At 65.6% G+C, this 21,945-nt stretch carries 22 protein-coding genes; 19 read left to right on the forward strand and 3 right to left on the reverse strand.

What is annotated here, in order from left to right:
- The first annotated feature begins 30 nt into the window (after positions 1 to 30).
- Genes IWX81_RS08875 through IWX81_RS08885 form a run of 3 tightly spaced genes read left to right on the forward strand, consistent with a single transcriptional unit; the run spans position 31 to position 2,599 of the window.
- The gene (locus tag IWX81_RS08875; protein ID WP_199280944.1) at positions 31 to 444 is read left to right on the forward strand and encodes a hypothetical protein; all 414 of its coding nucleotides are present in this window, start codon (positions 31 to 33) and stop codon (positions 442 to 444) included.
- Position 445: 1 nt separating this feature from the next.
- Positions 446 to 1,546, forward strand: coding sequence for an AMP-binding protein (locus IWX81_RS08880; RefSeq protein WP_199280945.1), 1,101 nt, complete (start codon positions 446 to 448; stop codon positions 1,544 to 1,546).
- Between the two features lie 51 nt (positions 1,547 to 1,597).
- Positions 1,598 to 2,599 carry a 1,4-dihydroxy-2-naphthoate polyprenyltransferase gene (locus tag IWX81_RS08885; RefSeq protein WP_199280946.1) on the forward strand — a complete coding sequence of 334 codons (1,002 nt, stop codon included), beginning with the start codon at positions 1,598 to 1,600 and terminating at the stop codon, positions 2,597 to 2,599.
- A 309-nt stretch (positions 2,600 to 2,908) separates the two neighbouring features.
- Here the strand turns inward: IWX81_RS08885 and IWX81_RS08890 are convergent, their stop codons facing one another.
- Entirely contained in the window at positions 2,909 to 3,142 is a 234-nt protein-coding gene (locus tag IWX81_RS08890) for a DUF4229 domain-containing protein (RefSeq protein ID WP_199280947.1), read from the reverse strand.
- Positions 3,143 to 3,196: 54 nt separating this feature from the next.
- Here IWX81_RS08890 and IWX81_RS08895 point away from each other — a divergent pair, with 54 nt between their 5' ends.
- Genes IWX81_RS08895 through IWX81_RS08905 form a run of 3 tightly spaced genes read left to right on the forward strand, consistent with a single transcriptional unit; the run spans position 3,197 to position 6,038 of the window.
- Positions 3,197 to 3,532 carry a PLD nuclease N-terminal domain-containing protein gene (locus tag IWX81_RS08895; RefSeq protein WP_199280948.1) on the forward strand — a complete coding sequence of 112 codons (336 nt, stop codon included), beginning with the start codon at positions 3,197 to 3,199 and terminating at the stop codon, positions 3,530 to 3,532.
- Positions 3,513 to 5,189, forward strand: coding sequence for a 2-succinyl-5-enolpyruvyl-6-hydroxy-3-cyclohexene-1-carboxylic-acid synthase (gene menD / locus IWX81_RS08900; RefSeq protein WP_199280949.1), 1,677 nt, complete (start codon positions 3,513 to 3,515; stop codon positions 5,187 to 5,189). Before IWX81_RS08895 ends, menD begins: the two co-directional genes overlap by 20 nt.
- A 24-nt stretch (positions 5,190 to 5,213) precedes the next feature.
- A complete protein-coding gene (locus tag IWX81_RS08905; RefSeq protein ID WP_199280950.1) occupies positions 5,214 to 6,038 on the forward strand; it encodes a polyphosphate kinase 2 family protein in 825 nt (274 codons plus the stop codon).
- A gap of 12 nt (positions 6,039 to 6,050) precedes the next feature.
- Here the strand turns inward: IWX81_RS08905 and IWX81_RS08910 are convergent, their stop codons facing one another.
- Entirely contained in the window at positions 6,051 to 7,286 is a 1,236-nt protein-coding gene (locus IWX81_RS08910; protein ID WP_442977644.1) for an isochorismate synthase, read from the reverse strand.
- 85 nt (positions 7,287 to 7,371) lie between these two features.
- Here IWX81_RS08910 and ubiE point away from each other — a divergent pair, with 85 nt between their 5' ends.
- Genes ubiE through IWX81_RS08925 form a run of 3 tightly spaced genes read left to right on the forward strand, consistent with a single transcriptional unit; the run spans position 7,372 to position 10,637 of the window.
- On the forward strand, positions 7,372 to 8,148 hold the full coding sequence (ubiE, locus tag IWX81_RS08915; RefSeq protein ID WP_199281008.1) for a bifunctional demethylmenaquinone methyltransferase/2-methoxy-6-polyprenyl-1,4-benzoquinol methylase UbiE: 777 nt from the start codon (positions 7,372 to 7,374) through the stop codon (positions 8,146 to 8,148).
- 28 nt (positions 8,149 to 8,176) lie between these two features.
- Positions 8,177 to 9,253, forward strand: coding sequence for a polyprenyl synthetase family protein (locus IWX81_RS08920; RefSeq protein ID WP_199280951.1), 1,077 nt, complete (start codon positions 8,177 to 8,179; stop codon positions 9,251 to 9,253).
- A gap of 46 nt (positions 9,254 to 9,299) precedes the next feature.
- Positions 9,300 to 10,637 carry an FAD-dependent oxidoreductase gene (locus IWX81_RS08925; RefSeq protein WP_199280952.1) on the forward strand — a complete coding sequence of 446 codons (1,338 nt, stop codon included), beginning with the start codon at positions 9,300 to 9,302 and terminating at the stop codon, positions 10,635 to 10,637.
- Between the two features lie 21 nt (positions 10,638 to 10,658).
- On the opposite strand, the gene IWX81_RS08930 is transcribed toward IWX81_RS08925, so the two are convergent.
- On the reverse strand, positions 10,659 to 11,546 hold the full coding sequence (locus IWX81_RS08930) for an IclR family transcriptional regulator (protein WP_334593626.1): 888 nt from the start codon (positions 11,544 to 11,546) through the stop codon (positions 10,659 to 10,661).
- Between the two features lie 124 nt (positions 11,547 to 11,670).
- On the opposite strand from IWX81_RS08930, the gene IWX81_RS08935 reads away from it, so the two are divergent.
- From IWX81_RS08935 to IWX81_RS08980, 10 genes are all read left to right on the forward strand, one after another.
- Positions 11,671 to 12,336, forward strand: coding sequence for an ABC transporter permease (locus IWX81_RS08935; RefSeq protein WP_199280953.1), 666 nt, complete (start codon positions 11,671 to 11,673; stop codon positions 12,334 to 12,336).
- Positions 12,329 to 13,372, forward strand: coding sequence for an ABC transporter ATP-binding protein (locus IWX81_RS08940; protein WP_334593628.1), 1,044 nt, complete (start codon positions 12,329 to 12,331; stop codon positions 13,370 to 13,372). Before IWX81_RS08935 ends, IWX81_RS08940 begins: the two co-directional genes overlap by 8 nt.
- A gap of 1 nt (position 13,373) precedes the next feature.
- Positions 13,374 to 14,171, forward strand: coding sequence for an ABC transporter permease (locus IWX81_RS08945; protein ID WP_199280954.1), 798 nt, complete (start codon positions 13,374 to 13,376; stop codon positions 14,169 to 14,171).
- 72 nt (positions 14,172 to 14,243) lie between these two features.
- Positions 14,244 to 15,179 carry a glycine betaine ABC transporter substrate-binding protein gene (locus IWX81_RS08950; protein ID WP_199280955.1) on the forward strand — a complete coding sequence of 312 codons (936 nt, stop codon included), beginning with the start codon at positions 14,244 to 14,246 and terminating at the stop codon, positions 15,177 to 15,179.
- Positions 15,179 to 15,730, forward strand: a complete 552-nt coding sequence (gene fae, locus IWX81_RS08955) for a formaldehyde-activating enzyme (protein ID WP_199280956.1) — start codon at positions 15,179 to 15,181, stop codon at positions 15,728 to 15,730. Before IWX81_RS08950 ends, fae begins: the two co-directional genes overlap by 1 nt.
- Positions 15,731 to 15,735: 5 nt before the next feature.
- The gene (locus IWX81_RS08960) at positions 15,736 to 16,647 is read left to right on the forward strand and encodes an NAD(P)-dependent oxidoreductase (RefSeq protein ID WP_199280957.1); all 912 of its coding nucleotides are present in this window, start codon (positions 15,736 to 15,738) and stop codon (positions 16,645 to 16,647) included.
- Positions 16,648 to 16,695: 48 nt separating this feature from the next.
- Entirely contained in the window at positions 16,696 to 18,186 is a 1,491-nt protein-coding gene (locus tag IWX81_RS08965; protein WP_199280958.1) for an NAD-dependent succinate-semialdehyde dehydrogenase, read from the forward strand.
- Between the two features lie 18 nt (positions 18,187 to 18,204).
- Positions 18,205 to 18,981 carry an SDR family oxidoreductase gene (locus tag IWX81_RS08970; protein WP_199280959.1) on the forward strand — a complete coding sequence of 259 codons (777 nt, stop codon included), beginning with the start codon at positions 18,205 to 18,207 and terminating at the stop codon, positions 18,979 to 18,981.
- A 67-nt stretch (positions 18,982 to 19,048) separates the two neighbouring features.
- Positions 19,049 to 20,512: an FAD-binding oxidoreductase gene (locus IWX81_RS08975; RefSeq protein ID WP_199280960.1), complete on the forward strand. Its 1,464-nt coding sequence runs from the start codon at positions 19,049 to 19,051 to the stop codon at positions 20,510 to 20,512.
- On the forward strand, positions 20,509 to 21,936 hold the full coding sequence (locus IWX81_RS08980) for an FGGY-family carbohydrate kinase (RefSeq protein WP_199280961.1): 1,428 nt from the start codon (positions 20,509 to 20,511) through the stop codon (positions 21,934 to 21,936). Before IWX81_RS08975 ends, IWX81_RS08980 begins: the two co-directional genes overlap by 4 nt.
- Positions 21,937 to 21,945 lie beyond the last annotated feature (9 nt).

Raw genomic sequence — 21,945 nt, forward strand, 5'->3', positions numbered from 1 at the left:
CTTGGTGCCCGATTCGATTAAAGTAGGGCCGTGAGTAGTCCCGGGCCCGTCGAGAGAGTGCCGCTCAAGGTCGTGCCCATGTTCATCGATGAGCAGGTCATCGAGTTGCCGGATGACGCTCCGCCGCTCGCTCCGGAGCAGGCCGAGCCTGCTCCCCGTCGCCCGCGGCCCTGGGTCGGTGCCCTCGCCATCACCCTTGGGCTCGCCGCAGCGATCGTGCAGGTCGTAGCGATCACAACGGCGAGCGACGGAGGGTTCGAAGCCGGTATCGTGCTCGGCTATCTCGCCATCATCATCGCGATCGCGGCGGTCATCGCCGGAATCGCGGCGATCATCGTGAGGCGCGGTCGCCGCACCGGTGTCATTGGAATCGTCATCGGGCTCGTCGCCAATCCGCTCCTTCTGCTCGTGATCCTGCGATTCTTCGCCGGGGCGCAGGGCTGAGGTGTCCCGGCCGCTGAAGGTCGTGGACTCGGCAGACCCCGCAGCGGTGTTCCGGGCGCTGCGCGCTGCGCTCAGCGGCGTTGGCCCCGCAATCCTGCCGCACCCTGGCCGGCCCGAGGGGCTTCCCGAGACCGTGGAGCAGCGCGTCGCTGTCGTCGTGGAGACGAGCGGATCGACGGGCCGACCCAAGCGTGTGGCGCTGGGGGCCGACTCGCTGCTCGCGAGTGCGGCCGCGTCCGACGTGACGCTCGGCGGCCCCGGCCAGTGGCTCATGGCGCTTCCGGCCCACTACATCGCCGGCGTCAACGTGCTCGTGCGGTCGCTGGCCTCCCAGACCGAGCCCATCACGATCGACGCGAACGGTACACGGTTCGTCGCGGCGGCGAATGAGCTGGATGCGGCCCTGCGCTTCGTGTCGCTGGTCCCGACCCAGCTGCAGAGACTGATCGAACAGGATGACGCACTCGACGCCCTACGTCGATTCGACCGCATCCTCGTCGGCGGGCAGGCCACCCCGGCACCCCTGCTCGCCAGGGCCGCCGAGCTCGGACTGACCGTGACCCGCACCTACGGTTCGAGCGAGACCTCCGGCGGCTGCGTGTGGGACGGTGAGCCGATCGGGGACACCGGGGTGCGCGTGGTCGACGGCCGCGTCGAGCTTTCCGGAAGCATGCTCGCGCACGGTTATCTCGGCGATCCCGAGCGCACGGAGAGCGCGTTCCACGAGTTGGATGGCCGGCGCTGGTACCGCACGGACGACACCGGGACCTTTGCCGACGGCATCCTGCGCATCAGCGGAAGGGCCGACGACATGATCATCTCGGGCGGAGTGAAGATCTCGCTGGGGGAAGTGGAGCAGGCCGTGCGTGCACTGCCGGGGCTCGGCGACGCCGTGGTCGTGGCGACCGAACACGCCCAGTGGGGGCAGTCGAGTGTCGTCGTGACCACCCGGCCCGCAGAACTCCTGCAGCTGAGGGATGCCGTCGCGGCAGTTCTCGGACGTGCGGCGGCGCCGACCGGTGTCGTGGTCGTCGACGCGATCCCTCTGCTCAGCTCGGGCAAACCGGATCGCGCGGCCGCGGCCAGGCTCGCGGGCGGCTGAGCTCGCGCACCTCCGATCCTGCCGGGGGCTGAGCCCCAGTACAATCCTTGCGTGGCAACTCCGAAGCAGCAGCGCATCGATCCGAAGTCCGTCCCCGCCCGCCGTCCGAGCGCAGGCAAGAGCGGGCGGCCCGGTGGGCGCCCTCCCGGCGTCGCGAAAGTCAGGAAGGCCACGGCTCGCGACTGGATCGGTGGAGCGCGGCTTCAGACCCTTCCGCTGGCGATTGCACCGGTGGCCCTGGGAACGGCTGCCGCCTATGTGCTCCCCCACGAGGATGCCGGCCCCGGCTGGCACTGGTTCCGCGCGATCCTCTGCCTGATTGTGGCACTGAGCCTCCAGATCGCGGTCAACTTCGCCAACGACTACTCGGACGGGATCCGCGGCACGGACAAGCACCGTGTCGGACCGCGCCGGCTGACGGCATCCGGAGCAGCGAAGCCCAGGACGGTGTTCGCAGTCGCGCTCGTGTTCTTCGGCATCGCGGCCATCGCCGGGCTCATCATCGTGATCCGCACCCAGCAGTGGTGGTTGCTCGCCATCGGCGCCGTGGCGATCGTGGCCGCGTACTTCTACACAGGGGGAAAGCGCCCGTACGGATATTTCGGCCTCGGAGAACTCTTCGTCTTCGTCTTCTTCGGAATCGTCGCCACCGCTGGCACGACGTTCGTGCTCGCGGGAACCGTCACCCTCGAGAGCTGGCTCGCCGCGGTGGCGATCGGCCTGATCGCGTGTGCCGTGCTCATGGTCAACAACATCCGGGACATCGAACAGGACAAGCTGGCAGGCAAGCGCACGCTCGCCGTGCTCATCGGCAATCGTGCCTCACGCATCGTTTTCGGCGTGCTGCTGCTGGCGCCATTCGGGATCCTGTCGTTCTTCACGCTGTTCTATGCGAACGCCTACCTGGTCTACTTCGCCCTTCTGGCCGCGATTCCCGCCGTGGGCATCACCATCAGCGCGAAGACTTCGGCTGAGCTCATCATCGCGCTGCGCCTGAGCGCGCTCGTGGCCCTCGCCTATGGCCTCGGCCTCGGCTGGGCCATCGCGTTCTAGCCGGCTTCGGGCCCAATACTCGCGCGAAACTCCAGTTTCTGCGCGCTTCTCGCGCTGAATCGTCGCAACTGGAGTTTCGGGGCACCCAAGCGACCAGCCAGCGCGGCTCGCTGCTTCGACCCGGGATCCGGCGCGGCAGCGGGGGTCCGCGCACTCCGGCACTTCCGAAACGACGGATCCGACCGCACATTCGGCGGCATCGAGTGCGAATTCAGCGAGCGGATGCCCGGAACTCCGTCATTTCGGAAGGGGCGGGGCGCGAACCTCCGACGTCGCGCAAAGGCGTCGCGCGGGGGCGACCCGCTGCGGCTACAGGTCTTCGGCTTCGGTGTCCGGGCTGGTGGCGGGCCGGGCGCGGCGGGCGACGATGTCACGGGCAACGGCATCCCGGAGCTTGCCAAAGAACAGGTAGCTGGCGCAGAAACTGACGATGGCGGCGATGATCGCGCTCAGCCAGGGATAGATGCCCGAGTAGAGCAGTGCTGCGAAGATCACGGCGAAGATGCCGAGACGCGCGAGGCTGTAGACGACCCAGGGTTTCACTCTCACAGTGTAAGCACGCAGGCTGGGCGCAGCTTGCGAGCCTAGAATCATAGAATGTCCCGCTTGCTCGTGATTGTGCCCCTCATCGTCCTCGCCCTGGACGTGTTCGCGATTGTCGACGTCATCCTCATCGACCAGCGGCGCGTCAGGGCCATGCCGAAGTTCGTCTGGATCATCCTGATCGTGCTCGTGCCGGTGGTTGGGGTGGCGCTGTGGTTCTTCACCGGTCGGGAGAGTGCGACCGGGAGCAGTGGCCAGTTGCGCACTGTCGCCCCGGACGACGACCCGTCGTTCCTGAAGAACCTCCGGCGTGACGAGGAACAGGACGAGCGCATCCGCCGTCTCGAGCAGGAGCTCGCCGAGCTCGACGATGACCCGCCCAAGGACTAAATCACCGGCGACGGACTTCGCGGTCGCTCTTCTCGATGAATTCGTGCGCCTCGGCGTTCGCGATGTGGTGCTCGGCCCGGGGTCGCGCTCGCAGGCTCTGGCCCTTGCTGCTGCCGAATTCGAACGCGTCGGCCTGCTGCGCCTGAGGGTGCGCATCGACGAGCGCGTCGGCGGGTTTCTCGCGCTCGGCATCGCCGTCGAGACCCGCACCCCTGTGCTGCTGGTCACCACGTCGGGAACCGCGGTTGCCAACCTGCACCCCGCCGTGCTGGAAGCCCACCACTCCGGGGTGCCTCTGATCGTGCTCAGCGGCGACCGTCCCGACGAGCTGCGCGGCATCGGCTCCAACCAGACGACCGAGCAGCCCGGCATCTTCGGTTCCGCGGTGACGCGCACCTGGGATGTCGGCGCTCCCATCGGTGCGCCAGGCGAGCAAGATGCCGCTGCGCAGCTCGCTCGTGACGCCGTAGCCGCGGCATCCGGCCCCGTGCATCTCAATCTCTCGTTCGCCGAACCGCTGTCGGCCCCGCTCCGGCTCGAAGCACCCGAAGCCGAACTCGCCCAGGCGGTGTCGACGCTGGACCTGCCGGACGAACCGGCAGCCGCCCCGTCACTCGAGCTCCGCAGCCAGCCCGGCACCATCGTCATCGCCGGCACGGGTGCGGGCGAGCGCGCAGAGGAGGTCGCCCGGGAGCTCGGAGTTCCTCTCATCGCGGAGGTCGCCAGCGGCGCTCACTTCGGCCCCAACCTCGTCGTCGCCTATCGCGAGCTGCTCGACACGGCCAACTTCGGCGACCGCGTGGCGCGCGTCATCGTGTTCGGGCATCCGACGCTCAGTCGCGAGGTTCCCGCCCTGATCCAGCGGCGAGGCGTGGAGACGATCGTCGTGCGCAGTGCCACGTCAGACGACTACAACCCGGGGCACAGGGTCACGACCTTCGCTGACGCCGTGACGGTGGTGGGCGATCCGTCTGCCGATTCGGCGTGGGTCGGCCGGTGGGTGAGCGCATCCAGGGCTCTGATCCAGCCGGTCGAGGCCGCTCCGGATGCCTCGGCAGACCCGTCGACGCACGCCAAAGCCGAGCTCGCCGCCGTGCGCGCCCACGTCACGCGGCGTTCACTCGTCGAAGCCGTCTGGCGGGCCACCTGGCCGCACGACAGGCTCGTGCTCGGAGCATCCAGGCTCATCCGCGAAGCCGACCGCATCGTCACGGGCAAGAAGATTCCCGTGCACGCCAACCGCGGACTCGCCGGCATCGACGGCACGGTCTCGACGGCCCTGGGCATCGCGCTGTCGAGCCAGGCATCGTCGGGGGGCCATGTCTTTTCGGGTGGAACAACGCGAGTGTTGCTGGGAGACCTGGCACTGCTGCACGACGCCGGAGCTCTCCTGTTCGGCGCGGGAGAGGCCCGGCCCCGCATCCAGGTGATCGTCGGTAACGATACCGGCGGGACGATTTTCGACGGGCTCGAGGTGGCATCGAGCGCCGGTGCGAACTTCGACAGGGTGCTGCTGACCCCGCAGCAGGTGTCGTTCGAGCAACTGGCCGCAGCCTACGGCTGGTCGTACCTGCGCGTGGACAACAGGGGCCAGCTCGACCAGGCGCTGACGGCATCCACGGGCCAGACCGTCATTGAGGTGCCGCTCGACCGATGACGCGGGCGAGGCTAGCGTAGGCACATGAGCCACCTCCTTCCCGTCGCCGCGGGCTTCGACCTCTCGGCGATCGACACGTCATCCACGCCGGGCTTCTCGGGAGACAAGAAAGACGCAGAAGGTGAGCTCGTGTCCAACGGCGCCGAGCTCGGTGCCCTGCAGGAGCGGCTGTTCGCCGAGAGCAGGTTCGGCGGCACGCGCAGTGTGCTTCTCGTGCTGCAGGCGATGGATACCGCAGGCAAGGGCGGCATCGTGCGGCACGTCATCGGCGAGACGGATCCGCAGGGCATCCACCTCCATGCGTTCAAGGCGCCGACCGAGGAGGAGAAGGCTCACGACTTCCTGTGGCGCATTCGCAACGAACTGCCGGAGGCGGGAAAGATCGGCGTCTTCGACAGGTCGCACTACGAGGACGTGCTGATCCACAGGGTGCGGGGATTCTCCACGCCCGAGGTCATCGAGGAGCGCTACGGCATCATCAACGAGTTCGAGCGGGAACTGTCGGAATCCGGCACCACCGTCATCAAAGTGATGCTGCACATCAGTGCCGACGAGCAGAAGGCACGATTGCAGGAACGGCTGGACCGGCCCGATAAGCACTGGAAGTACAACCCTGGCGATGTCGACGAGCGCCAGCAGTGGGATTCATACCAGGAGGCCTATCAGGTCGCCCTGACCCGGACATCGACGGTGGATGCCCCGTGGTTCGTGATCCCGGCAGACCGCAAGTGGTACGCCCGCTGGGCCGTGCAGCGGCTGCTGCTCGATGCACTCACGCGACTCGACCCCCAGTGGCCCGCTGCGGACTTCGACGTCGAGATCGAGAAGGCGCGGCTCGCCGCGACGTGATCCGGGCGCTGATTACCGGAACGCGTCGACGACCGGGCTGAACTTCAGCTCTGTCTCGGCGAGTTCGCGGTTCGGTTCCGACTCGCCCACGATTCCGGCACCGGCGTATGCCGTGACGGTCCGCGATCCGGCGGCGGGTGTCGATACCTGCGCACAGCGCAGGGCGATGGCCCACTCCCCGTCGCCGTTGCCGTCGACCCAGCCCACGGGGCCGGCGTAGCGCCCGCGGTCGAACGGTTCGAGTTCGGTGATCAGCGACAACGCGGCATCCGTCGGATCGCCGGCCACGGCCGCCGTCGGATGCATGGCCGAGAGCAGGTCGAGCGCGCTCGAACCATCGGTGAGAGCACCGGTGACGTCGCTCGCCAGGTGCCAGATGTTGCGCAATTGAAGCGGGAAGGGGCGCTGGTTGGCGACCAGCCCTGAGCTTCGAGGCCCGAGGGAGTCGAGCACGCTGCTGAGAGCGAAGGCATGTTCGGCGAGGTCTTTGGGGGACGCGGCGAGGGCGGCCGCAGCTTTCGCGTCCGCGGTCGGATCGGATCCGCGGGCGGCACTGCCGGCGAGCACCCTGGCGCTCACGATCCCGTTCCGTGCCCTGACGAGGGTTTCGGGGCTCGAACCGATCATGCCGTCGACGGCGAACGTGAAGGTGTCGGGGTAGGCGGCGGCGAGGGCACCCAGCGGGAGGCGGAGGTCGGCGTCATCCGGAATCTGCGCGGTCAGGTCGCGGGCGACAACGACCTTGCGGGCCACTCCCGCAACGATCGACCTCACGGTCGACGACACGGCAGCGACAAAGCCCTCTGCGGTCATGAGCCCGGGCGAGAACGCTACCGGGAACGGTTGCCCGAGCGGGGCAGCCTCGGGGAGCGCGGCCTCCGCGTCGCCGATGCGGGTCATCCAGCTGACGTCGCCCCGTCGGCCGATCACTATGGACGGCACGATGAGCACACTCGTGGAGTGTGACTCCGCAGCGAACGCGAAGCTGCCGAAGGCGACCAGTCCTGTACCGGCTCGAGCAACGGGATCGGTCACCGTTGCGGCCGCAACCACTGCCCGCCAGGCCTCGGCCGCATCCTGCAACCGGGAGGCTCCTGAGAATTCGAGCCTGAGCGCGACGCCGAGACCGACGATGCCGTCACCGTTGCGGATGAACGCCAGCGGGTCAGTCGCATCCAGAAGCCCGATAAGTGGCGGGGTCGCGGGCAGGGCTGTGGTGATGGCCGTCAGCGGCGGGAAAGCTCGCAGGCCGTTCACGCTGTCGAGCTTACCCTCGGCTCCGAAGACTTACCGTGGACAACAACCGTAGACTTATCCCGTGAGTAAAGCGGACATGAGCAAGCAGCCAGGCGAGGTCGCGAGCATGTTCGACGACGTAGCCAAGCGCTACGACCGGACGAACAACGTACTTTCCGCGGGCAACGCCATCCTGTGGCGTTCAGCGACCGTGCGTGCGGTGGCTCCCGTCGCAGGAGAGCGCGTGCTCGACATCGCCGCTGGCACCGGAACCAGCTCGGCAGCCCTGCAGCGCAAGGGCGCCAGGGTCGTTGCTGTCGATTTCTCCCCGGGAATGGTCGCCGAAGGTCGTCGTCGACACGACAAGATCGAGTTCATCGTCGCTGACGCCGAGGCACTGCCCTTCGGTGACAACGAATTCGATGCCGTCACTATCAGCTTCGGCCTGCGCAACATCTCAGACCCCCGGCTCGCTCTCAGCGAGATGTACCGTGTTCTCAAGCCCGGCGGTCGACTGGTGATCTGCGAATTCTCGCGGCCCCCCGTCGCGATCGTGCGCGAAGGCTACTGGGCTTACCTCAGCCACGTGATGCCGCTCGTCGCGAAGGGCACGAGCTCGAATCCCGCCGCGTACTCCTACCTCGCGCAGTCGATCAAGGAGTGGCCGGACCAGTTCGCGCTCAGCCAGTGGATCCGCGCGGCCGGCTTCACGAGGGTCGCGTTCCGTAACCTGACCGCCGGTGTCGTCGCCCTCCATCGAGGACGCAAGCCCATGGATGCCACCATCCTGGCGTCGGTCGCGAAGCGCAAAGACAATGCGACCCGCCCCATCAAGACGATCAAGCCCGCTACACCTGAGACGCCGAAGCACTAGCTTCCCCAACCGAGAACCGGTCGAGAACGTGAAACCGAGCCTGCCGCTCGCTCGTCGCAGCAACACCCTGAGCTCATCACTGGGTCTCGGTGAGAAGCTCTTCGCGTCCAGTGATGAGAAGAAGTTCGCTGCTGCCATCGAGAAGGGGCTCGAGAAGGTCGAGGCCGGCCTGCTCGGCGAGGTGCATTTCGCGGACGAGATCGCCGACGTCACTACCCGGTACCTGCTCGAAGCCGGCGGCAAGAGGGTGCGCCCCGTGCTCACCCTTCTTGCGGCCCAGCTCGGCACGGGCAATAACGACAACGTCATCAAGGCCGCGCAGGCGGTCGAGATCACCCACCTCGCGTCGCTCTACCACGACGATGTGATGGACGAAGCGCAGATGCGCCGTGGTGTTCCGAGTGCGCAGAACGTCTGGGGAAACTCAGTGGCGATCCTCACCGGTGACCTGCTGTTCGCTCGGGCCAGCAAGCTCGTCGCCAACCTCGGCGAGCGGGCGCTCGTGCTGCAGGCCAACACGTTCGAACGGCTGTGTCTCGGCCAGCTGCACGAGACCCTCGGCCCGCGTCCCGACGAAGACCCCGTCGAGCACTACCTCCAGGTGCTGTCCGACAAGACGGGCTCGCTCATCGCGACCGCCGGCGAGATCGGGGTGCTGTTCTCCGAGGCATCCGAGGACTACATCATCCCCGTGCGCACCTTCGGTGAGAAGGTCGGAGTCGCTTTCCAGCTCATCGACGACATCATCGACATGTCGGCCGAGACCGACGTCACGGGCAAGGCCGCGGGCACCGACCTGCGCGCAGGCGTATCCACTCTCCCGTTGCTGTACCTGCGTGAGCAGGCGAAGACCGATCAGGATGCCGCAGACCTCCTCACGCGCATCGAGCGCGATGTCAACGCAGCGTTCTACGGCGAAGCGGACGAGGCCGATCTCGCGGCCGCGGTCGCCGAGTTGCGGGCGCATCCGGTGACGGCCCGCACGCTCGATGAAGCCCGGCGGTGGGCTTCGGATGCTGTCGCTGCGCTTGCGCCGCTGCCCGCCGGTCCGGTCAAGAAGGCCCTGACCCGGTTCGCCGACTCCATCGTCGAGCGCTCTAACTAGTCTTTCGGCGGTCGGACAGGCCGCCCCAAGTGAACGGAACACACCCATGACCAAGCTTCGCCTGGCCATCGTCGGAGCAGGCCCCGCCGGAATCTACGCCGCAGACATCCTGCTCAAAGCAGAGAAGAACTTCGACGTCTCGATCGACCTGTTCGAGCAGCTGCCCGCTCCCTATGGGCTCGTACGCTACGGCGTCGCACCCGACCACCCGCGCATCAAGGGCATCATCACCGCGCTCAAGGATGTGCTCGACTCCGGCCAGATCCGCCTCTTCGGCAACGTCTACTTCGGCCGGGACATCACCCTCGACGACCTGAAGAAGCACTACAACGCCGTCATTTTCTCGACAGGTGCCATCCGGGATGCCCAGCTGGACATTCCCGGGATCGACCTGCCCGGTAGCTACGGTGCCGCCGATTTCGTTAGCTGGTACGACGGCCACCCCGACTTCCCCCTCGAGTGGCCGCTGGAGGCGACATCCGTCGCTGTCATCGGCAACGGAAACGTGGCGCTGGACGTGGCGCGGATGCTCGCCAAGCACGCCGACGACCTGCTGCCGACGGAGATTCCGGCGAATGTCTACGAGGGCCTCAAGGCGTCCCCCGTCACCGACGTTCACGTATTCGGTCGCAGAGGCCCGGCCCAGGTCAAGTTCTCGCCGCTGGAGCTGCGCGAGATGGGCGAATTGAACGACGTCGACATGATCGTCCACGACGAGGACTTCGACTACGACGATGCGTCGAAGGCGGCGATCGCGAGCAATAAGCAGGTCATGGTGATCGACAAGGTGCTGAACCAGTGGCGCACCCGCGAGACCGGCTCCGCATCGCGCCGACTGCACCTCCACTTCTATGCCAGCCCCGTCGAGTTCACGGGCGAGACCTTCAGGTACGAGCGCACCCGGCCCGATGGCGAGGGTGGAGTCGTCGGAACCGGTGAGTTCCGGGAAGTCGCTGCGCAGGCTCTCTACCGTGCGGTCGGATACTTCGGGTCGCCGCTCGACGGCATCCCGTTCGACGAGAAGCGCGGTGTTATCCCGAACCGCGAGGGGCAGGTGCTCGACGACAACGACGAGCAGGTGCACGGCGTCTACGCCACGGGCTGGATCAAGCGCGGCCCCGTGGGGCTCATCGGTCACACCAAGAGCGACGCGATGGAGACGGTCAAGCACGTGATGAACGACCAGTCCAACTGGTGGTCACCCGAGAATCCCGAGGAGACCGCGGTCGTGGAGCTGCTCGAGAGCCGCGGCGTCGAGTTCACGAACCTCGACGGCTGGCACAACCTCGATGAGCATGAACTCGCGCTGGGGGAGCCCCAGGGGCGCACGCGCATCAAGGTCGTCGATCGCGACGAGATGATCGGCGTCTCGAACAACCGCTGACGACGCTGACAGAGCCCGTGCTCAGTGCGCCTTCGGGGCCCCGAGGGCCTGGGAAAGTTCTGCCGCCGCTGTCCGTACGTAGGTTCCCAGCACCTCGAGACGATCGCCGATCCGCGACTTGGGGGCGCTCACGTTGATGGCGGCGACAATGCGACCGGTGAAGTCGGTGACGGGTGCCGAAGCGCCAACGACACCGCTCTCCAATTCTTCATCGAGAGTCGCGTAGCCTCGCTCCCTGATTCGCTCCACTTCGACGAGCAGGGATTCGAAGTCGTGAATTCTTGCCTTCCCCTCGGGTGGAGTGTCGAGCACCACGAAACCGGACGCAGACATGGCCGGGTCGAGTGGCCCGACAATCGGCCGGTCGTGGCCGTGCTCGGCGTACCACGAGCGAAGCGATTCGCGATCCCAGTCGCTGATGAGCACTCGACCCGACGGGGTCCGCCAGGCGGCGGTAGTCACACCCTCCCACCCGGTCGAGCGAAACTCGTGGGGGCTCAGGGCGCTCAGGACGGTGAGCACATTGCCGCCGCGCAGGACACACAAATGCGTCGTCTCTCGCGTGGAATGAGCTATCCGATGGATCATCGGCCGAGCACGGGCGGCAAGAGTCGATTCCGCCGAGCGCGCGGCGAGCGCGAAGATCCGACTGCCGAGGCGATAGTTCAACGATTGCGGATCTCGGTCGACGAGGCCGGCATCGGCGAGGGTGGCCAGCGATCGGGACACCACTGTCTTGTCGCGCCCGGTCAACTGGGCCACCCGTACCACTCCCAGGCCATCGGATGCCATTGCCTCCGAGCTGCCCAGGATCTCGATGATCTCGATGTCGCGGGTCAGTCCGGATGAATTGCGGCGCCCCACCAGCGATCCTGAGCGGTCGGCGGGGCTCATCGCTACTGGTTCCATAGAGCGATCCTTCACCTCAATTGCCATATACGCAACACCTATTGGCAAATAGACATCGCCCCACCTAGGGTGAGAGCCATCCGAAAGTCGGATCCCATCTCAATGAAGAGAGGAGCAGAGCTGCATGACTGAATTCAGTTTCGAATCTCTCATCGTCTTTCTGAACCGACGCTGGGATGACATCTTCGCTCTCATCGGCGAGCACATCGCCGTCGTAGCGATCTCCCTGGCCATCGCGCTTGTCGTCGGCGTCGGCATCGGGCTCCTCGTCTGGGATAAGCCCATCAGCCGATCTATCGCCATCACCTCAGCGGGCGTGGCGATCACCATCCCGTCGCTTGCGCTGCTCGCGCTGCTCAGCCCCGTCCTTGGCCTCGGCTGGGGTCCGACCGTGGTGGCTCTGGTGTTCTACTCGCTGCTGCCGATCGTGAGGAACACGGTCGTGGGCCTGCGAGAAGTGCCGCCCCACCTGATCGAATCAGCGTCGGGGATGGGCATGACACCGGCCCGCGTGCTGCTGCGCATCCAGTTGCCGATCGCCTGGCCGATCATCCTGACCGGAACGCGCGTCGCAGCGCAACTCACGATCGGTATTGCCGCGATTGCGGCATACGTTGCAGGGCCCGGGCTCGGCGCGTACATCTTCAAGGGCCTGTCATCACTCGGCTCGAAGAACGCCCTCAACTTCGCACTCACCGGCACCGTCGCCGTCGTCCTGCTCGCTTTGCTCGTCGACGGGCTGTTCGTCCTCATCACTCGCTACTCGACATCAAGGGGTCTTCGTGCCTGAACTCACCGATACCGGATTCCTTTCCACGATCTCCCAGCGCAAGGGTGGCGTTGCCATAGAACTGGACAACGTCTCGAAGGTCTATCCCGGCCAGGACCAGCCGGCTGTCGACGGCTTCTCGATGAAGATCGAGCCTGGCGAGCTCATCATGTTCGTCGGGCCCAGCGGCTGCGGCAAGACCACGACCATGAAGATGATCAATCGCATCATCGAGCCGACCGGTGGCGCTATCCGCATCGACGGGCAGGACGTACTCTCCCTTGACCCGAACCAACTGCGCCGGCACATCGGTTACGTGATCCAGCAGATCGGTCTGTTCCCTCACCTGACGATCGCGGAAAACATCGGAACCGTGCCCAAGCTCCTCGGGTGGTCGAAGAGCAGGATCGCGGAGCGGGTCGACGAGCTGCTCAACACCGTGCAACTCGACCCGGGGCAATTCGCCCGCCGCTATCCCAAGCAGTTATCGGGTGGCCAGCAACAGCGCGCAGGAGTTGCTCGCGCCCTGGCGGCAGACCCGCCGGTGATGTTGATGGATGAGCCTTTCGGCGCGACGGACCCCATCACCCGTGAGCGCCTCCAGGCTGAGTTCCTCCGATTGCAGGCATCCATTGGGAAGACGATCATCTTCGTCACCCACGACTTCGACGAAGCGGTCAAGCTGGGCGACCGGATCGCTGTGCTCGGCGATCGCAGCCGTATCGAGCAGTTCGACACACCAGCGAATATCCTCGCCCATCCCGCCAACGACTACGTAGCATCCTTCATCGGGCATGGAGCCGCCCTAAAGAGGCTCGGCTTGCTGCCCGTCTCTGTCGCCCACCTCACCCCGGCCTCCGGGTCCGAACTCGCCGCTGGCGCGCCCCGCATCCGCAGCACCGAATCGCTTCGCGACGCGCTGGACATGCTGATGCTGACAGGCGCCGACTCGATCGCGGTCATCGACGACAACAGGACGGTGAAGGGCAACATCACGAGTGCCGCCATCTCGGCAGCACTCAGCACTCGGTCGGCCGATCTCGCGGGCACGGTCTGACATGGCCCGCATCGTGACGACCGAGACAGAGGCGATTGCCGTGCGATCCACGGCGCCGGCAATGCGAACCCGACGCGTGGTTCGCGTCCTCCGTCGGTTCGCTGCACCCATCGTCGTTGTGGTGCTGTGCCTGGTGGTGTTCTTCTGGCTCAGCGCCACCCCGCTCGACTCGATCGAGCAACGCACCCTGAACCCCGACTACATCATCGCGAAGGTCCGCGAGCATCTCGTGCTCAGCGTCGCGGCCGCGGCGCTGGTGGCACTTCTGGCCATCCCGGCCGGCATTCTGGTGTACCGATCGAATTCGAAGATCTTCCACGCGATCGTTTTCGGCTTGGCGAACGTCGGCCAGGCCACTCCGGCGGTCGGCGTGGTCATCCTGCTCGCGATCGTGTGGCAGACCGGATTCACGACCGCCCTTGTTGCGCTTGTCGCCTATTCCTTCCTGCCGGTGCTTCGAAACACCCTGACGGGGTTGGAGCAGGTCGATGCCGGTGTTCGAGAATCGGCGCGGGGGATGGGGATGACTCCCAACCAGGTGCTTCGACGCATCGAGCTGCCCCTCGCCTCTCCCGTCATCCTTGCAGGGCTGCGCACATCACTGGTGTTCGCCGTCGGTGTCGCCACGATCGCGACGTTCATCAATGCGGGCGGGCTGGGCGACATGATCATCAACGGTCTGAAACTGCAGAGATTCCCCGTCCTGTTCGTCGGAGCCCTTCTGGTCGCCTGCATCGCCGTGCTCATCGACTGGGTCGCCTCCCTGGTCGAGGAAGCTGTCAAGCCCCGCGGGCTTTAGCCGGCCCCCACTTTCGTTCGTCAACGCCATCACCATGTCCACATCCACCAACAATCACCTGAAGGAATAGCAATGAATACACGCATCATCGCCGGCACTGCCGCGATGCTCATCGCCGCCACGACACTCGCCGGCTGTGCGAGCTCGGGCGGCAGCACCGCCGGTAGCGAGAGCGACGAACTCGCTGGCCTCACCGGAGAGATCGGGTCGAAGGATTTCTCGGAGCAGTACATCCTCGCCTACATCACCGCCGGAATCCTCAACGCCAACGGCGCAGACGTGAAGGCGAACACCAAGCTCGTCGGGTCTGCGAACGTACGACAGGCGCTGGAAAACGACGACTTCCTCGGGTACTGGGAGTACACCGGAACGTCATGGATCACCTACAACGGAAACACCGCACCGGTTAAGGGCGCTGAAGCCCAGTTCGACGCTGTGAAGGAGGCCGACGCGGCCAACGGCATCACGTGGCTCGACCCGGCGCCGCTCAACAACACCTACGCGTTCGCCGTGCGCAGCTCCGAGGCCGACAAGCTCGGCGTCACCTCACTGAGCGACGTTGCGAAGCTGCCGGTCAAAGACCAGACCTTCTGCATCGAGAGCGAGTTCTCGACCCGGGACGATGGATGGCCGGGGCTCAAGGCAGCGTATGGCATTGATGTGCCCGACTCGAATGTCACGCTCCTCGACACCGGTGTGATCTACACGGCGACCCAGAAGGGCACTGACTGCAACTTCGGAGAGGTGTTCCAGACCGACGGGCGCATCCCGGCCCTCGACCTAGTTGTGATGGACGACGACCTCGAGTTCTTCCCCGTGTATCAGGGCGGTCTCACCGTGAAGACCGCGACCCTCGACGAGTACCCGGGGATCGCCGACATCATGGCGAAGATTTCCCCCAAGCTCACGACCGACGTCATGCAGAAGCTCAACGCCCAGGTGGACGTCGACGGTGAAGACCCTGAGGATGTCGCACAGCAGTGGCTCGAAGACGAAGGCCTCATCTAGTGACGGAGGCCACCGTCGCTTCGGCGCCGCAGATTGGCGAATGCTTCGTCGGGACCGGAGTGAATGCCGCGCACATCAACACTGTGCTCGGCCATCGCTCCGGCCCGGCGGGCACCGCCTGGGCCACCGCGCTGGCAACTCCCAGTGCCGGACACGTCCCGTTCGTCGCAGTGTTGCGCCCATCGTTGCCCGTCAAGCCGCTGACGCTATTCGTCACGAAGGCGGCCCCGGCAAGCGATGATCATGGGTTGCTGATCTGGGGTCCGGCGCAGGCCGGGGTCGCTGCCGGAGTAGCGGATGCCGTCGCTGTCGGCACGATCTCCGCTGAGGAAGCAGACAGCCACGCATTGATCGCCGCTGTCTGGGTGAACCCTTCGGCAGACAGCGCCGACGAGGTCTACCGCAACAACAGGGAGGCGATCCGCACCGCCCTCGCGAACGGGGCAGCGCACCTGCCCCACCTCGACGAGGTGCTCGCAGCCCGGCATTCCCCCAGCAATCCCTTTTACACACCATCGGCCGAACTGGCCGAGTCACAACAAGAAAGCTAACCATCATGGCCTCCGCCACCACCCCCACGATCGGCTTCATCGGACTGGGCAATATGGGATCAGGGATGACCCGCAACCTGCAGGCCTCGGGCTTCCCCCTGGTCGTCACCGACATTCGCCGCGAATCTGCGGATCACGTCATTGCCGGCGGAGCAGTCTGGGCCGACAGTGCCGCTGAGGTCGCGGCGGCCAGCGACATCGTCATCACGATGTTGCCCACACCGCGCCACGTCGACGAGGTTGTGAACGGTGAGCGCGGCATCCTCGCTGGAATCGCCAACGGCGGAACGTGGATCGACATGTCGACGTCGGTGCCCGAAGTTGCGGCCAGGGTTCGCGAGGTGGAGGCTGCACGCGGACTGCACATTCTCGACGCTCCCGTCAGCGGAATGAGCGTGGGTGCTGCGTCGGGAATGCTGCAGATTTTCGTGGGCGGCGACGTCGACGACGTGCTGCGGGTGCGGCCGGTGCTGGAGGCGATGGGAGACCCCGAGCGCATCCTGCACGTCGGTGGACATGGTGCAGGCTATGCGGTCAAGCTCATGATCAACCAGCTGTGGTTCTCCCACCTCGTCGCGACGGCAGAAGTGCTCGCGGTCGGCGCCAGGGCGGGAGTGGATCTTGCAGTGTTGCGCGACTCCCTGATCGCCAGCCCGGCCAACAGCACGTTCGTCGAACGCGATGTGCTGTCCATCCTCGAGCACGGTGACTACGACGAGGGATTTGCGGTAGCGCTGGCCTGCAAAGATCTCGGGCTGTCGGCCGATCTCGCGGCGGCGGTCGGTGTCGAAACGCCACTCTCCGGCCTCGTAAAAGACCTCTATCAGAAGGCCCGCGAGCGCTACGGCGACCGAGCTGGCGAGATGACACCGTTCGCCCTCTACGAGGATGCGATCGGGCAACAGCTCCGGCTCTGATCGTCCGACCGAATCCACGCACCTCCCCTCACACCGGAAGCCGACACCATGACCACCTTTCCTGTCTCCTCAGAACTCGAACGTTCGCTCATCGCCCGAGTTCCTCACCAACTGCTGCTTGCAGACGGATGGGTCGATTCGGCGGACGGCTCCACGTTCGACGTCATCGACCCGTCAAACGGCCAGGTGCTCGCCGCCGTCGCTGACGCTCGACCGGCCGACGGCGAGGCTGCGCTCGCGGCCGCCCATGCCGCACAGCCTGCGTGGGCGGCTACCGCGCCTCGCGAGCGTGCCGAAATCCTGCGGCTTGCCTTCGAGCTCGTGACAGCGCGCAGCGACGACTTCGCTCTGCTCATGACGCTGGAGATGGGCAAGCCACTCGCCGAATCCCGCGGGGAGGTTGCCTACGGTGCCGAATTCCTGCGGTGGTTCAGCGAGGAGGCGCCGCGAATCTCCGGTCGATACTCCACCGCGCCTGACGGCAGAAACCGGCTGCTCGTGCTCAAGCGACCGGTCGGGCCGAGCCTGCTCATCACGCCCTGGAACTTCCCGCTCGCCATGGCGACCCGCAAGATTGCGCCGGCCATCGCAGCAGGATGCACGATGGTCCTGAAGCCCGCGGCTCTCACCCCGCTCACCGCTCTGCTTCTGGCCGAGACCCTGCGTGAGGCCGGTCTCCCCGACGGCGTGCTCAGCGTGATCCCGACCTCCAGCGCCGGCGCCGTCACCGGCCCTCTCATCACCGATTCGCGGCTGCGAAAGCTGTCGTTCACGGGCTCGACCGAGGTCGGCCGTCGACTCATCGCGGATTCCGCTCACCAGGTGCTGAAGGTCTCGATGGAGCTGGGCGGAAACGCGCCGTTCCTGGTGTTCGATGATGCTGATCTTGACAGCGCTGTCGACGGCGCGATCGCCGCGAAAATGCGCAATGGGGGAGAGGCGTGCGTTGCGGCGAACCGGTTCCTGGTGCAGCGGGGAATCTCTGAGGCGTTCACCAAGGCCTTCACGCAGCGGATGGCTGCTGTGACGGTGGCACGGGGCACGGAACCCCACTCGACGATGGGCCCTCTCGTGGATGAGGCCACTCGCCAGAAGGTGGCAGCGCTCGTCCAGGGTGCCATCGAGGATGGCGCCACGGTCGCCCTCGGCGGGCGTTCGCTCGACGGTGCCGGTTACTTCTATGAGCCCACCGTCCTCACCGACGTGCCCCACACCGCGCGCATACTGGGCGAAGAAATCTTCGGCCCGGTGGCCCCCATCGTCGTCTTCGATACGGAGGATGAGGCGATTGGACTCGCCAATGCGACCGAGTACGGCCTGGTTGCTTTCGCTTTCACCCGCGATCTCAACCGCGGGCTGCGCCTCGCCGAGCAGATCGACTCGGGGATGTTCGGACTGAATGCCGGGGTCGTCTCAAACCCTGCTGCGCCCTTCGGCGGAGTAAAGCAGTCCGGCCTTGGCCGCGAGGGTAGTGTCGAAGGAATCGACGAATACCTGGAGACCCGCTACGTCGGCATTGCCGACCCGTTCGCCGGTTGACCGGGCGAGGATAACCTCATGAAGATCGAAGAATTCAGCACAGACCTGTTCTCCCTGAAGGGGCGAGCGGCAATCGTGACGGGTGGCAACACCGGGCTGGGCAGGGCTTTCAGCGTGGCGCTGGCCGCTGCGGGAGCCGACGTGTTCGTGGCCGCCCTTGCGGAAGATGACGGCACCACCCGCAGGTTGGTCGAGGAGCGTGGCGGTCGTTATGAGTTCATGACAGCAGACATCTCTCAGCGCGGGATTCCGGCACAGGTCGTTGCCGAATGCGTCGACCGGCTCGGGTCGATCGACATTCTCGTCAACTCAGCAGGCATTTGCCTGCTGGCGGACGTGGAGGACTTCGACCGCGAGTTATGGGATCCGATGCTCGCCGTCAACCTGACCGCCGCATTCGAGGTCGCCCACGAAGCCGGCGTGCGCATGGCTGCCGGTGGCGGCGGCAAGATCATCAACATCGCTTCCCTCTTCTCGTTCCTCGGCGGTCGCTCATCGCCGGCGTACGCCGCGACGAAGGCGGGAATCGTTGGCTTCACGAAGGCATACTGCGATGAGCTCGCGGGGCGGGGAGTGCAGGTCAATGCGATCGCTCCCGGCTATTTCGCCACCGCCATCACCGAAGCCACTCGGGCCGACGACGAAGCGTCACGTCGCGTACTCGAGCACATCCCGGCGGATCGCTGGGGTGACCCGGCAGATCTCATGGGCGCGACGGTATTCCTCGCCAGTCGCGCCTCCGACTACGTCAACGGCCACGTGCTCGTGGTCGACGGCGGCTACCTGGTGCGGTGAACGCGCCAGCCATCCGGCTCCACCGTTGACAACCCCTCACATCTCCCCAGAACAGAAGGCACACACCATGGCACGATCCCGCTCCCCGCTCGCCCGTGACGAGATTGTCGACGGCATTCTCGCTCTGCTCGGCCCTGACGGGATCGACACAGATCTTCACAACCTGCGGGAGGCGAGCGTCGACCGCTTCCGCAAATACTCTGCAGTTCACGGCATCTTCGACGGACCCATTCCGGCCGTCATCGCCTACCCCGAAAGCGCGGAGCAGGTTTCGGCAGTGCTGCGCTTTGCTGACGAGAATCTCATCAACGTCGTTCCCCGAACCGGACGCACGGCGACCGAGGGTGGGCTCGAGACGGTCATCGACGACACGATCGTGCTGGATGGTTCGCGCATGAACGTGATCCTGAACGTCGACCCGATCGACATGATGGCGACCGTGCAGTGCGGAGTTCCCCTCCAGGTTCTCGAGGATCACCTCCGCCTCCAGGGCCTCACCACGGGGCACTCGCCGCAGTCGAAGCCACTCGCCCAGTACGGTGGGCTCGTGGCGACAAGGTCGATCGGGCAGTTCTCCACGCTCTACGGCGCGATCGAAGACATGGTGGTGGGCCTGGAGGCCGTCTTCCCCGGAGGGCACATCTCGCGGATCAAGAATGTTCCGCGCCGTGCTGCAGGGCCCGATATCCGGCACATCGTGATCGGCAACGAGGGTGCCCTGTGCTACATCACCGAGGTGACGATCAAGGTCTTCCGGTACCAGCCTGAAAACAACCGATTCTTCGGATTCCTCGTCGACGACTTCGCGGACGGCGTCGATGCTTTGCGCGAACTCGTCACAGACGGATACCGCCCGAGCGTGTGCCGGGCGTATTCTCCCGAGGATGCGCGCCAGCACTTTGCTCATTTCGCGAACGACAAGAGCGTGGTGATCCTGGTCGCCGAGGGCCCCAAGGGGATAGCCGATGCCACGGCGGACGCGATCGAGGCAGTCTTTTCCACGCGCCAGCACGAGCGCGTGGAGACGTCACTGATCGAGACCTGGTTCGACAACCTGAACTGGGGTCAGGACAAGATCGATGCCGAGAAGCTGACCATGCTGAACGAGCATCATCTCGGCTACACGACGGAGGTCTCCATCGACTGGTCGCGGGTGCGCGCGCTCTATGATGCGATCATGACCAGGGTTCGGAACGAGTTTCCGCGCGCGGCAGATCTGACGATGCTGGGGGCACATTCATCGCACAGCTACCAGACGGGAACGAACCTGTATTTCGTCTACGACTACATGATCAACTGCGAGCCACGCGACGAGATCAACGAATATCACATCCCGCTCAACGCGATCATCGTCGAGGAGTCGCTTCGACTCGGTGGATCAATGGTGCACCACCACGGCATCGGCAAGTACCGCACGGACTGGACGGCCGAAGAGCACGGCAGCGCATACTCGATGCTCGAGACCCTCAAGCGTGCGTTTGACCCGAACGGCATCATGAACGCAGGCACGATCATTCCCCTCGAACCGTGACGAGTTCGGCCGGAGGGCGCTTCGTCGTCGCCATAGACAACGGCTCGCAAAGCACGAAGGTCATGATCTTCGATGAGCACGGCAACGTCCACGCGTCCGCCCAGCAGCGCCTCCGACCGTATGACACCTCCATGGCCGATCGAGTGGTGCACCCCGGCGACGACCTGTGGGATTCTGTCGCCGCAACCTGTCGTGAGGCGCTCGACGCGTTCGGCGGGGACCCTGCCGAGATCGCCGGGGTGGGGTTGTGCACGATCAGGTTCTGCCGCGCACTTCTCGACCACGACGGGCTTCTCGTCGAGCCGGTTCTCAGTTGGATGGATGCGAGGGTGTCACGCCCGCACGTCGCCGACGACGATCGGGTCGCGCGCATCACGACCTCGTCCGGATACATCACCGGTCGACTCACGGGTGCCTACCGCGATACCGTCGCGAACTACCAGGGCGTGTGGCCCATCGACGTCGAGCGGCGGGCCTGGTCTCTGGATGACGCGGATTATGCCGCTACGGGAATGCGCCGCGATCAACTCGCGGAGCTGGTCGAGCCCGGCGAGTTGCTCGGGCTGGTGACTCGCGACGCGTCGGCGGCAACGGGGTTGCCTGAGGGTTTGCCCGTATTCGCAACGGCCAATGACAAGGCAGTAGAGGCGTTAGGCAGTGGATTGGTGTCTGACGATGAGGCACTGCTCTCACTCGGTACCTACATCGCCGCGATGACCCCCGGTCGGTCGCCCGTCTCGACGTCGAATTCCTACTGGGTGAACTTCGATTCGAGGCCGGGAGGGTACCTGAACGAGAGTGGTGGCATCCGGCGGGGCATGTGGACGGTCAGCTGGTACCGGGATCTGCTGACCTCCGAAGGTGGGCCGGCAATCGACGAGGGCGCCCTCGAGGAGGGAGCTCTGGATGTGCCCATCGGCAGCGGAGGCCTCTTCGCTATTCTCGACTGGCTCGCCCCAGGCGACCACCCGGAACGGCGGGGAGCGTTCCTCGGCTTCGATGGCAGCCAGGGGCGATACCACCTCTATCGGGCGGTGCTGGAGTCGATAGCGTTCACCATGCGCGTGCACCTGATCGCCATGGAAGCAGCGCTGGGTCGCCGTTGTCATGAGGTCATCGTTTCTGGCGGTGGCTCTCGCTCCGTGTTGATGTTGGACATTCTCGCGAACGTGCTCGACCGCCCTGTGCGAAGGACAGCGGTCACCGATGCTGCCGGGCTGGGTGCGGCCATCTGCGCGTTCGTGGGCGCAGGGATTCATCCAGACTGGGACACGGCCGTGCGCGAGACGGTTCACGTGGCGACTCGCGTCGAACCCGATCCCGAAGCGGTCGCAACCTACGCTCCCTATGCAGCGAAGCACGCTGGACTCGCGCATTTCACCGACCCACTTTTCACCTGGCTGAACTCCGGCCCGACGGACTGATACGCGGGT

It is taken from the genome of Salinibacterium sp. CAN_S4 (assembly GCF_015752305.1).
In the GTDB taxonomy this organism is placed as follows: Bacteria; Actinomycetota; Actinomycetes; order Actinomycetales; family Microbacteriaceae; genus Rhodoglobus.